The organism is Bradyrhizobium genomosp. I (2014) (assembly GCF_000261685.1).
In the GTDB taxonomy this organism is placed as follows: domain Bacteria; phylum Pseudomonadota; class Alphaproteobacteria; order Rhizobiales; family Xanthobacteraceae; genus Bradyrhizobium.
Window position 1 is genome coordinate 1 of sequence record NZ_AJQE01000170.1, and the last position, 11,937, is coordinate 11,937.

An 11,937-nucleotide genomic window follows, 5' to 3' on the forward strand; every position below is an offset into this window, starting at 1 on the left:
CGCGCTCGACGTCGAGCTTTGCGGCCAGCTGCGGAAACGAGGCCAGCACGCCCTCGATCAGCGCGCAATGCCAGCAATAGAACAGGCGCCCCGGAAAGGCCGGGTCCTCGAAGCCGGGGCGCAGCAGCAGCAGGCGGTCGCGCGTCATGGGTCGCTCCGAAGCATGGCCGCCTTGCTGAGGATCAAAGCGGCGGGAACTGGCCGGCCTAGTGTCGAGCCACCAAATGATTGGGAATCGATGGGATGCGAGAGAACGCCATGCCGGAGCCGACGAGTCAACCGGATGGGCTTGCCGAGATCAGGACGCTACCGGAGCTCCTGCGCTGGCGCGTCAAGGCGACACCGGCGGCGGAGGCCTATCGCCATTTCGACGGCGCGGCCGCGCGCTGGGTCAGCCGGTCCTGGCAGGAAATCGATGCGGAATTCGATCGCTGGCGGCGGGCGCTGGCTGCGGAGGGTTTTTCACCAGGCGAGCGCGTCGCCATCCTGATGCCGAACGGCATTGCGCATGTCGCGATGGACCAGGCGGCGCTGTCGCGTGGCCTCGTTCCGGTGCCGATGCATGCCGTCGACAACCCCGACAGCATCGCCTACATCCTCGCCGATTCCGGTGCGCTGCTGCTGTTCGTGGATACGCTGTCGCGCTGGCAGGCGATCACCGCCACGGGCCAGCCGCTCGATCATCTCAAGCGCATCGTCTGCGCGGATGCGGCGGGGCCTAATGCCGCCGATGCCCGTATCGTCCCGCTCGACCGCTGGCTCGCAGAATCCCACGGCGCAAGCGCGCCGCTGGCTGACGTCCCGGTCGAGCCGGGCGATCTTGCCGCCATCGTCTACACCTCGGGCACGACCGGCCGGCCCAAGGGCGTAATGCTGTCGCATGACAACGTCGTTGCCAACGTGAAGGCCGTTGCGCGGCGCATCGCCGCCGTGCCCAACGACGTCTTCCTGTCCTTCCTGCCGCTCTCGCACACCTTCGAGCGTACCGGCGGCTACTATTATCCGATCGCGGTGGGCGCCTGCGTCGCCTATGCGCGCTCGGTGTCGCAGCTGGGGGAAGACCTGAAAATGGTACGGCCGACGGTGCTGGTCTCCGTGCCCCGGATCTATGAGCGCATCCACGCTCTGATCATGCAACATCGCGCGGCGGCCGGTGGCGCAGAACGCGCGCTGCTCGATCTTGCGCTTGCCGTCGGGGGCCGGCGCTTCGACGCGCGGCAGGGGCGAGGCTCGACGGCGCTGTTCGACCGGCTCGCCTGGCCGCTCCTGAAGCGTTTCGTCGCCGACAAGGTGCTGGCCCAGTTCGGCGGACGCCTGCGCGTTGCGGTCTCCGGCGGCGCTCCGATCGCCGAGCCGGTCATCCGCCTGTTTCTCGCGCTCGGGCTCGACATTCTTCAGGGTTACGGCATGACCGAGACCTCGCCGGTCGTTTCCGTCAATACGCCCGACGACAACGATCCGTCCTCCGTCGGCCGCGTTCTCGACGGCATCGAGGTCAAGCTCGGAGAGAACAACGAGTTGCTGGTGCGCGGCCCCAGCGTGATGCTCGGCTACTGGCACAAGCCGGAGGAGACGCGCAGGGTCAAGGAGGCCGACGGTTGGCTGCACACCGGCGATCAGGCCCGCATCGAGAGCGGGCGGATCACCATCACCGGTCGCATCAAGGACATCCTGGTCACTTCAACCGGCGAGAAGATCGCGCCGGTGGATCTGGAGACCGCGATTCTCGCCGATCCCTTGTTCGAGCAGGCCTTCGTGATCGGCGAACAGCGGCCGTTCCTCGCCGCGTTGGTCGTGCTGAATGCAAGAGCCTGGGCCCAGGAGAAGGAACGGCTCGCGGCGAGCGGCAAGCAAGGCGCCGGGGCGGAACGGGCCGCGCTGCTGGCCAGAATAGCGGCCGCCGTGAAGGCCTATCCGTCCTACGCGACACCGCGCGCGGTATGGTGGACGCTGGAGCCGTGGACCATTGCCAGTGGCCTGCTCACGCCGACGTTGAAGAACAAGCGTCCCGCGCTCGAGCGCCGTTTCGCCGCCGAGATCGAGCAGATCTACGCCAGGAAGCCGGTCGGGATAACGTCGACGTGATTTCGCCTCGCGTCGCCCTTGATCCAGCGCAACTTCGGCCGCTGCCGCCCGATGCAATGTGGCTGCCACATTCGAAATGCAGTCGAGGCAGGTCATGAAGGCGTATTTCATCGGCAGTGGCATTGGTTCGCTCGCGGGCGCGGCGTTCCTGGTTCGCGATGCGCAGCTGCCGGGGCGCGACATCGTGATCTACGAAGCGCAGCCGCTGGTCGGCGGCAGCCTCGACGGCGCGCAGCTCGCGAACGGCGCGTATTCGCTGCGCGGCGGGCGCATGCTCAGCACCGACCATTACGAATGCACCTGGGATCTGCTCTCGAGCATTCCCTCGCTCGAACGTCCCGGCCTCAGCGTGCGCGACGAGACGGTCGCTTTCAATGAAGAGAACCCGGCGCATTCCCGTGCGCGCCTGGTCGACCGCAACCGCTTCAAGGTCGACGTCTCGCACATGGGCTTCTCCGCGCGCGATCGGCTCGAACTGCTGCGGCTCACCGAGGCCTCGGAGGAGACGCTCGGCAATAGCCGCATCACCGACTGGCTGTCGCCCGGATTTTTCGAGTCCAATTTCTGGTACATGTGGCAGACCACCTTCGCCTTCCAGCCCTGGCACAGCGCGGTCGAGCTGAAGCGCTATCTGCACCGCTTCATGAGCGAATTCCCGCGCATCGAGACGCTCGGCGGCGTCAAGCGCACCGTCTACAATCAGTATGACGCGATCGTGCGGCCGCTCACCGACTGGCTGAAGCGCCAGGGCGTGCAGTTCGTGCGCGACACGCGCGTCATCGACATGGCGATCGAGGCCGAGGGCGCGCGCTTGCGCGTGCGCCAGCTCACGCTCGACCGCGACAGCCGCACGGCCAACGTCCGGCTCGAGGACGACGATATCGTCTTCTTCCAGAACGGCTCGATGACGGACGCCTCCAGCCTGGGCTCGATGACAGAGCCGCCGCCGCGTCTGACCAAGGCTGATAGTCAGGGCTGGGCGCTATGGGAGACGATCGCGAAAGGGCGCCCCGAATTCGGCAACCCGTCGACCTTCAACAATTCGATTCCCGAATCCTATTGGTTGTCGTTCACCGTCACCTGCCGCGATCCACGGTTCTTCGACCAAATGGAGGCGTTCTCCGGCAACAGGGCCGGCACCGGTGGGCTCGTTACGTTCAAGGATTCCAACTGGCTGATGTCGGTCGTGCTCTATCACCAGCCGCATTTCACGGGGCAGCCGAAGAACGTGCAGGTGTTCTGGGGCTATGCGCTGCATCCCGACCGCGTCGGCAATTTCGTCGGCAAGCCGATGTCCGATTGCGGCGGCGCGGAGATCCTGAAGGAGCTCTGCGGTCACCTGAACTTCGATCCCGTCCTGTTCGAGGATGCGATCTGCATTCCCTGCCGCATGCCCTACATCACCAGCATGTTCATGCCGCGCAATCTGGCCGACCGGCCGCTGCCGGTGCCCGAAAATTCCGTCAATCTCGCCTTCGTCAGCCAGTTCGTCGAAATTCCTGAAGACGTCGTGTTCACCGTCGAATATTCGGTGCGCGCGGCACAGATGGCGGTCTATCGGCTCATGAAGATCGATCGCCCGGTGCCGCCGGTGACGCGGCACGACAAGTCGCTCGCGGTCATCTTCGCGACGCTGGAGAAGGCGTTCGCGTGATGGATGGAGCTACTTGAACGGGTCCTGGATCGACGGCGCCGACTGGCGGATGCGGCGCACGCTGACCGGCGTGCCGTCGGAGACGAACAGGAGCTCGTATTTCCGGCCCTGATTGTCGGTCGCCGAGCAGGTGACGTCGTTCACCTTCCTGGCGGCGAAATTGCCGGTCTGGCGGCAGACACCGGTGGAGGTCTGCTCGGCCGGCACCGGCAGGCCGTCGACCTTGGGGCGGTCCTTGGAATTGAGCAGCATGCGGTCGATCGGCAGCTCGTAGGAATTGTCGTCGGCGCGCTTGCCGTTCTCGCCGGAGAACGACACGACGTGGCTGTCATCGGACGGATTGTCGACCGCGACCGCGAAATTGACCCGGCCCCTGTCACCATGGGCGTAGGCCACCGTCTTGCACGTGAAGGTGCGCCCGGCGACCTTGAGCGTCTTGCAGTGGCCGGACATCAGCGCCAGGAGGTCGATAAAGGCGTTCTGCGCCGGCGGATTGTTGACCGGGATGGGCTTGGAAGTCTCGGCAAAACAAGGACTTGCCAGCGCGATGATCGAGACGGCGAGGGCTGGGCGGCAGAAGCGCATCGTCAGGCTCCTATGCCGAGGGGCTGAGGCAGAAAGGTTCCGACCAACAACCATTGAACCGTCAATTGGTTGCGATCCCGTTTGCTCTGCAAGACCCGACTGGAATACCACCCGCCACCCCAACGACGATTTGTCCAATTCGCCCAACCTGTCGTGGCCGGCATTTGCCGCCAGGCCGGTGTTTTTTTCGTGGCAGAGCTAGCCTGTCGCCGCCTGCCAGCGCCTATCGCGCAGGGAGGGCCGGCGGTGCAGGCGGGCGTCGAGCAGGGCGCGGGCGCGGGGGAACTCGCCGCTGCGCATGAGCGCGACGATACAGGTGTCCTCGATCAATTCGCGCTGCGCGTGGCTGCCGCCGATCCGCACGACCTCGCTGAGGACCGGCGCGAGCATTTGCACGCAGGCAGCGTAATCCTCATCGGCGAAAGCCGCGAGCGCCCGGAAGATCGCCGGCACCACGGGGCCGGCCGGGAGCTTGCCGTCGGCGAGCCGCTGCTCGATCGCTGCAAGGCGCGTGGCGAGGGCCTCGCGGTTTTGCGTCGCGGCTGCGAACAGCGCCATGTGGACGTCGGCAAAGGACAGGCTCGATTTCGGAAACAGCTTTTGCGCGGCGGCGTCGGCCTCGAGCCACAGCGCCTTCGGCACGGCATGGCCGTAAGCCGACAGGCGCCAGAGCAGCGAGGCGGCGTCGGTGATGACGTTGAGCGGCGGCGCCTGCGTCGCGTCGGGCTGAAGCACGTCGGCGTAGATCGCAAGCGCCCGAGCGGCATCACCGTGCTCGAGCGCGCCGAGCGCCTGATGCCAGCGGATGTGGCCGTGCAGGATTCCGGCGCGGTCGTAAGTCGGGATCCAGTCGTCGACGAGACGATCGGCCGCGTCGATCGATCCATCCTCGAACATCGCATGCAGCACCGCGTGCGCGGCGTGGGCGTTCGCCCGGCGCAGATTGAAGCCACGCTCGGTGACGGCGCGGCCGCGCGCGACGTCGCCATTCTCGGTCATCGCCCAGCCGGACATGGTGAGGAACCACCAGTCCTCGCCGTAGTGCGGCGCGACGCGCTGGCAGAGCTCGTGCCGGGCGCGATCGTGGTCGGCCATGCCGGAGAATGCGAACAGGCCGAACGCGCCGAGCGGCAGCGACAGCACGACGGCGTCGCGCGGCCAGCTCTCGATGTGCTTCAGCGTCGATGCGATCGCTTCTAGCAGCCGGCCCTCGATCGCGAGCGCCAGCGTCTCGACATGCGAGCGCTCGCGCTCGGTGCCGCGCTTTGCGGCGAGCTCGCGCGCGAGCGCCGCCTTGCCTCGGGCGAGATCGCCCTGCTGGTAGAAGGCGTGCACGCGGGCGCGGGCGATGTGAGCCAGCGCGAAATCCGGGTCGGCCGCAATCGCGCGCTCCAGCGTCTCCGCCGTGCCGGTCCAGCCCGCGAGCATGAGGTCGATGCCCTCGCGATAGGCGGATGCCGCCTCGTGCGAGGTGGTGGAGAGCGGCAGCCCGTAGCGGTCTTGATGCGCCATCGTCGTCTCCGAAGTTCACGCCGTCCGCGCGCGGCGGCCCTCGATCGGATAGGCGGGATCGTTGTAGCCCGGCGTCGAAGGATGGCCCGGAACGACCAGGCTGTCGATCAGCACCTCGTCCTCCGCGGTGAAGTGATAGTCGAGCGCGCCGATGTAGCCGTCCCATTGCTCCTCGGTGCGGGGGCCGGCGATCACCGACGAGACGAAGGCGGAATTGAGCACCCAGGCGACCGCGAACTGGCCGGCGGTGATGCCCTTCCTCTCTGCGTGCGCCTTGATCTCCTGCGCGAGGCGAAGCGATTCCGGCCGCCACTCGGTCTGCATCATGCGGGTGTCGTTGCGGCCGGCGCGGGTCTCCTTGTCGGGGGCTGCATCGGGCTTGTACTTGCCGGTGAGCACGCCGCGCGCCAAGGGACTATAGGGCACGATGCCGAGGCCGTAATAGGAACAGGCCGGGAAGTGCTCGACCTCCGGCATGCGGTTCATGGCGTTGTAGTAGGGCTGGCTCACTGCGGGTCGGTCGATGCCGAGCCGGTCGCAGATGTTGCAGATCTCGGCGACGCGCCAGGCGCGGTAGTTCGAGACGCCGAAATAGCGCACCTTGCCCGCGCGGATCAGGTCGCCCATCGCGCGCACCGTCTCTTCCAGAGGTGTGGCGTGATCTTCCTTGTGCAGATAGTAGATGTCGATGTGGTCGGTGCCGAGCCGCTTCAAGCTCTCGTCCGCCGCCTGCAGCACCCAGCGCCGCGACAGCCCGCCGCGATTGGGATCGTCGCCCATGGGGTTGGCGAGCTTCGTCGCAAGCACCCAGGCGCTACGGTTGCTGGCAATGGCACGGCCGACCACCTCTTCGGAGGCCCCCTTCGAATAGGCATCCGCCGTGTCGATGAAGTTGATCCCGGCATCGCGTGCCTTGGCGATGATCCGCTTCGATGCGGCTTCATCCGTGGGACCGCCGAACATCATGGTGCCGAGACAGATCGGCGACACTTTCAGGCCGCTGCGGCCGAGCTGACGATATTGCATGGGCGGGTCCTCGAGATCTCGTTGGATGGCAGCATAGCCATCCCATCCCGTCATTGCGAGCGCAGCGAAGCAATCCTGAGATGTGTCCGCTTGCTCGGTGTCATCGCACGACTTGATCGGGCGATCCAGTATTCCAGAGGCCGCAGTGATAGATCTGAGAAGCAGCGGCGTACTGGGTCGCCCGGTCAAGCCGGGCGGCGACAGCGGAGTGTTTAGCGAGAGCGGGAACTACCTGACCGCACACCTACCCCGGCCCCTTCAGGATCTTGAACACGCCATTCGCCATCACGATGCAGCGGCCATCCACAGTCACCTCCGTGCTCATGAAGATCAGGCTGCGCGTCGAGCGCACCACGCGGGGACGGGAGATCAGGATGTCGCCGATCTGGCCGGCCTCCACGAAATGAGTGTCGAGCTGCACCGTCGCCATGTATTCCTTGCCGGAGACGTAGCGGGCGGTCATGCCGCAGGTGCGGTCGGCAAAGGTCATCATCACGCCGCCCTGGACCATGCCGCGACGATTGTGATGCTTGTCCTCGGTGGCGAGGGCGAACTCGTAATGGCCGTCGACCTTGCGTTCCCACAAGGGGCCGATCAGGTGCAGGAAGCCCGTGGTCTCCAGGATGCTCCAGCCGTCTGATTTCAGCCTTGCGGCGGCCTTGGTGGTCATGTCGTCGTCCATTCCTGCGCGGGCCTTGCGAGCTCATTTCTTCGAGGCCGGACGTGGTGTAGTCAAGCATCATGAGACGGTTCGACGATGCCACACGACGGAATATCGCGGATGCCTGCGCAGCCTTCACGCGCCTGCCGGAGGATGATGCGCGGGCGGGGCTGAAACGCGCCGCGGTCGCGGTTGCGTTGACCGCGAGCGAGGGCGACGACACCGCGCTGCTGCTCACGCTGCGCGCATCACATCTGCGCGCCCATCGCGGTCAATGGGCGTTGCCGGGCGGCCGCTGCGATGCCGGCGAGACGCCGGTCGAAGCCGCGTTGCGCGAGCTCGACGAGGAGCTCGGCCTTCGCCTCACGAATGCGGATGTGCTCGGCACGCTCGACGATTATCCGACGCGTTCCGGCTATCTGATCACGCCGGTCGTGGTCTGGGCCGCGGGCAGCGCTGCGATCCGGCCGAACCCGGAGGAGGTCGCTTCCGTCCATCATATCGCGCTGGCGACGATCGAGCGCGAGGACGCCTTCGACTTCGTTGCGATTCCCGAAAGCGCGCGGCGCGTGATCCGCTTCCATCACCGGATGAGCCTGATCCACGCGCCGACGGCGGCGCTGATCTACCAGTTTCGCGAGGTGCTGGCGGGGCGGCACACCCGCGTCACCGACCTGGAACAACCGGTGTTCGCCTGGAAGTGACGCAAGAGCTAAAAAAAGAGGTAAACGGCGCGTTAACGTGACGGTTACCGGATGCCTGCTAAGAGGGCAGCATGCATCGATCGATTCGAAACAACCTTGCGCTGGTTCCAATCGCGCTTGTCCTGATCTCACCCGCTGCGCGCGGCGGCGAGGCCGACACGCTGCCCGCGGCCGTTCGCAATGCCAACGCCCAGCTGCTGTCGCAGTTTTTCGCGCAAGGTGCCTCGCCGGCCGTGCTCGAATATCGCCGCAAGCTCGCGGAATATCAGGCCGCGCGCGCGGCTTTCGATGCCGAGGCCGGCGCCTATTGGAGCCAGATCTACGAGAAGCGGAAGACGCGCAATGCCAAGCGGCGCAATGGGCAGCAGGTCACGCTCGACGATTACGTGCTGGAGCATCCGCCGCTCTATACCGGACCGAAGCGCCCGGTGAACCCGGAGCCGGAGGAAACGCCGGAGCGCCCGTCCCGAAAGCCCATTCCGGTGGTCGCCGATCTGCTGCGTGCGGCGCAGGAGCTCTATCAGTTCACGCCGCAGCGCCCGACCAGCGAGGTCGAGTTCAAGCGCGCCTATGCGCGCTACGCGCTCGCCTCGGGGCTGACGCGCGAGCAGGCGGTGCGGGTCTATTCGTTCGAGACCGGCGGCACCGGCAGCTACGACGTGCAGGCGGGCATCGAGCATGGCGGCAAGCGCGCGATCTCGACCGCGATGGGCTACAACCAACTGCTGACCACCAACAGCGTCGAGCTGCTGGCCGAGCAGGGCCACGAATTCATTCGCGCGCTCTCCGACAAGGTGGCGCGGACCTCGGGGCCGGCGCGCCGGGCGCTCGAGCACAAGCTCGCCGTGCTCAGGAAGATGGTGGCGCATGCGAAGTCGGTGCCGGACACCTGGTCGGAGCACGAGAAGATCGGCAACACTCCGCAGGGCTGGGCCATGCATGCGATGGTGCTCGACGTCGACATCGGGCCGATGCTGCAGACCCACAAGCTGCTGACCTCGGTGCTGTTCGCCCGCGCCAAGGGCTACAGCCGTCCGCTCACCGCCGCCGAGCTCGAGATGATGAACCTCACCGGCGACGGCACCGGGCTCGACATGGTGACGATGCCGCAGGCGATGCGCGAGCAGGTGCCGACCTCGAATTTCTTCCAGCGCGGCGGCTATGAGCGCAACCCGGTCGCGATCCGCCACAACACGGTGGCGAAGCTGCTCGCCGTGACGGACGAGCGCATGAACTCGAACAGTGGTAAAGCCGGCGCAAGGGAGCTGGCGGGGGCGTTTTAGACGATGTCGTCCCGCCCCATCCTCCGCTGTCATGCCCCGGCTTGACCGGGGCATCCAGTACGCCGCGGCCTCTCCATTCAATCACCACGGCCTCTGGAATACTGGATCGTCCGCCCCAGTGCGCAATTGCGCACAAGGCGGACGATGACACCGGGTGCGATGCGGCGCTGTCGGCCGCCAGCCCGCGCCCCTACTGATCCGGCCCGAACTTGAACTTGCCGTCGCTCTCCAGATACGAGCCGCTGCGCATGTAGAGCTGGCCGTTGTGTCCGATGAAGAACAGTGTGCCCTTCGGCACCTTCTTGGCGCCCTTCAGCAGCTCGCCGGCATTGCTGGTGCCCATCTTGTAGGAAAAGGTCTTGCCGTCCTTGTCATAGGCGTAGCCCATGTCGGATTTGAGCTCCCACGGCGTTGCCGCGGTCTGCGCCGATGCGGGCGCGGCAAAGGCGCCGAGCGCCATTGCGATCGCAAATGTCTTGATTGAAAATGCCGTCATCCCATCCTCCCACGGTCGGGACATTGCAAACTTGAACAAATCACGAACGATATGTCCGGGTCAATTTGCGAAAGCGCCGCAGCGCATCACGTCTTGCCCAGCAGCTTGTGATTTTCCCTTCGTCCCCTCGCGACTATGTTCCGCTTTCCGTCTAGAACGCAATTCGACAAATGATTGGCAGGGATGATTCGGATGCGCCATGTGATCAAGCTTTGCTGGGCTGCTGTAGTGTCACTGACGGCGCTGGCGCCGGCCGCCCGGGCCGATGAGTACCAGCTCAGCCACAACCAGCGCATTTCGTGCAGCCGCGGCCTCGCCCCGGGCAAGCTGAACACGGCGACCTGCAAGTCCTACACCTATCTCTTCAACACCAAGACCTCGGAATATTTCCGCTGCCAGGTCTCCCTGGCGCTGACTCGCGACAACAAGGAAGTCATCAACGTCCAGACCGACGGCGGCTGCACCAAGAAGCCGCGCGTCTTCGAGACCGACGGACATTACGACTTCGACGCCACCGAGACCGAGCCGCCGAACACCAACTCGTTCTTCGGTCCCGGCGGCTATTCGGTCTGGGCCGCCGACGTCACCGCGCAGAAGGTGCGTGGCTGCATCATCATCTCCTCCGGCCTCGGCTCCGACATCTCCAAGTGCCTGGACATGTCGTTCCAGTGAGGGCTCTCACCCGGCGCGCGGGACGATGCTGCGCATCGCCCGGACGCGCCGACCTCTCCCGCGAGCGGAAGAGGTGACCGAGCAAGCCGCTCCAACCATCGCACCCAACGCAACTCGGTCCCCGCTGCGCCACGTCGCCGCAGCCGCCAAGTTCCCCGATAATCGACCCGGATCGGCCGTTTGCCGCAGTCCTGTTTTGCCTTTTGGATGGGTTGACCCGCACCCCTCATCCGGCCAATTTCGCCGCCGGTTTGGGGAGTACAACAACCATGAAACGGACGATTTTTGGCGTGGCCGCGGCTCTTGCTCTGGCTGCGTCGGCACCTTGCGCGCAGGCGCAATCCTTCATCAACGTGCTGACCGGCGGCACCTCGGGCGTCTACTATCCGCTCGGGGTCGCAATCGGGAAGATCTACGGCGACAAGATTCCGAACGTGAAGACGCAGGTGCAGGCCACCAAGGCGTCGGTCGAGAATTTGATCCTGCTGCAGCAGGGCCGCGGCGAGCTGGCGTTCACGCTGGGCGATTCGCTCAAGGCCGCCTGGAATGGCGAGGAGGAGGCGGGCTTCAAGACCAAGCTCGACAAGCTCAGGACCATCGGCGCGATCTATCCGAACTACATCCAGATCGTCGCCACCGCCGACAGCGGCATCAAGACGCTTGCGGACCTCGAGGGCAAGAGCCTGTCCGTCGGCGCCCCGAAGTCGGGCACCGAGCTGAATTCGCGCGCGATCCTCAGCGCCGCCGGCATGAGCTACAAGGATCTCGGCAAGGTCGAGTATCTGCCGTTCGCCGAATCCGTCGATCTCATGAAGAATCGGCAGCTCAACGCCACGCTGCAATCGGCCGGGCTTGGCGTAGCCTCGCTGAAGGACCTGTCGACCTCGAGCCCGATCACGGTGGTGTCGGTGCCGAAGGAGACGGTCGACAAGATCGGCCCGCCCTTCGTCTCCGCGATCATCCCGGCCAACACCTATACCGGCCAGGACAAGGACGTGCCGACGGCGGCCGTGATCAACTATCTCGTCACGAGCTCCGCCGTGTCGGACGATCTCGCCTATCAGATGACCAAGCTGGTCTACGAGTCGCTGCCGGAACTCGCCAACGCGCACGCGGCCGGCAAGGAGATCAAGCTGGAGACCGCGGCCGCCGGCAGCCCGGTTCCGCTGCACCCCGGCGCGATCCGCTATTACAAGGAAAAAGGGCTGATCAAGTAGTCAGCCCCATCCACCGACGTCATGCCCGGGCTTGTCCCGGGC

General features: G+C 65.7%; 12 protein-coding genes. 6 read left to right on the forward strand and 6 right to left on the reverse strand.

Annotation, left to right across the window (positions count from 1 at the left end; genetic code table 11):
- Nucleotides 1-148: DUF3088 family protein (locus IC50_RS40225; RefSeq protein WP_035706596.1), on the reverse strand; the 148-nt coding region annotated here is incomplete at its 3' end.
- A 110-nt stretch (nt 149-258) separates the two neighbouring features.
- Here IC50_RS40225 and IC50_RS16360 point away from each other — a divergent pair.
- Both IC50_RS16360 and IC50_RS16365 read left to right on the forward strand, forming a co-directional pair.
- A complete protein-coding gene (locus IC50_RS16360; protein WP_035706616.1) occupies nt 259-2,085 on the forward strand; it encodes an AMP-dependent synthetase/ligase in 1,827 nt (608 codons plus the stop codon).
- Between the two features lie 76 nt (nt 2,086-2,161).
- Nucleotides 2,162-3,739 carry an oleate hydratase gene (locus IC50_RS16365; protein ID WP_081492453.1) on the forward strand — a complete coding sequence of 526 codons (1,578 nt, stop codon included), beginning with the start codon at nt 2,162-2,164 and terminating at the stop codon, nt 3,737-3,739.
- A gap of 9 nt (nt 3,740-3,748) precedes the next feature.
- Here IC50_RS16365 and IC50_RS16370 read toward each other — a convergent pair whose 3' ends face one another.
- The 4 genes from IC50_RS16370 to IC50_RS16385 all read right to left on the reverse strand — a co-directional run bounded on the left by IC50_RS16370 (nt 3,749) and on the right by IC50_RS16385 (nt 7,532).
- Nucleotides 3,749-4,324, reverse strand: a complete 576-nt coding sequence (locus IC50_RS16370; protein WP_035706599.1) for a hypothetical protein — start codon at nt 4,322-4,324, stop codon at nt 3,749-3,751.
- A 198-nt stretch (nt 4,325-4,522) separates the two neighbouring features.
- Nucleotides 4,523-5,836: a tetratricopeptide repeat protein gene (locus tag IC50_RS16375; protein ID WP_035706602.1), complete on the reverse strand. Its 1,314-nt coding sequence runs from the start codon at nt 5,834-5,836 to the stop codon at nt 4,523-4,525.
- 15 nt (nt 5,837-5,851) lie between these two features.
- Nucleotides 5,852-6,862: an aldo/keto reductase gene (locus IC50_RS16380; RefSeq protein WP_035706625.1), complete on the reverse strand. Its 1,011-nt coding sequence runs from the start codon at nt 6,860-6,862 to the stop codon at nt 5,852-5,854.
- A gap of 244 nt (nt 6,863-7,106) precedes the next feature.
- A complete protein-coding gene (locus tag IC50_RS16385) occupies nt 7,107-7,532 on the reverse strand; it encodes a PaaI family thioesterase (protein ID WP_035706626.1) in 426 nt (141 codons plus the stop codon).
- 71 nt (nt 7,533-7,603) lie between these two features.
- On the opposite strand from IC50_RS16385, the gene IC50_RS16390 reads away from it, so the two are divergent.
- Together IC50_RS16390 and IC50_RS16395 are read left to right on the forward strand one after the other, a co-directional pair.
- Entirely contained in the window at nt 7,604-8,227 is a 624-nt protein-coding gene (locus IC50_RS16390; protein ID WP_035706605.1) for an NUDIX hydrolase, read from the forward strand.
- A 71-nt stretch (nt 8,228-8,298) separates the two neighbouring features.
- The gene (locus tag IC50_RS16395) at nt 8,299-9,510 is read left to right on the forward strand and encodes a hypothetical protein (protein WP_035706608.1); all 1,212 of its coding nucleotides are present in this window, start codon (nt 8,299-8,301) and stop codon (nt 9,508-9,510) included.
- 190 nt (nt 9,511-9,700) lie between these two features.
- On the opposite strand, the gene IC50_RS16400 is transcribed toward IC50_RS16395, so the two are convergent.
- The gene (locus IC50_RS16400; protein ID WP_035706610.1) at nt 9,701-10,006 is read right to left on the reverse strand and encodes a hypothetical protein; all 306 of its coding nucleotides are present in this window, start codon (nt 10,004-10,006) and stop codon (nt 9,701-9,703) included.
- A gap of 192 nt (nt 10,007-10,198) precedes the next feature.
- Between IC50_RS16400 and IC50_RS16405 the strand changes: the two genes are divergently transcribed.
- Nucleotides 10,199-10,678 (forward strand): hypothetical protein, encoded by a 480-nt coding sequence (locus IC50_RS16405; RefSeq protein WP_035706629.1) that lies wholly within the window; start codon nt 10,199-10,201, stop codon nt 10,676-10,678.
- 269 nt (nt 10,679-10,947) lie between these two features.
- Entirely contained in the window at nt 10,948-11,895 is a 948-nt protein-coding gene (locus IC50_RS16410) for a TAXI family TRAP transporter solute-binding subunit (RefSeq protein WP_035706613.1), read from the forward strand.
- The last annotated feature ends 42 nt before the right edge of the window (nt 11,896-11,937 follow it).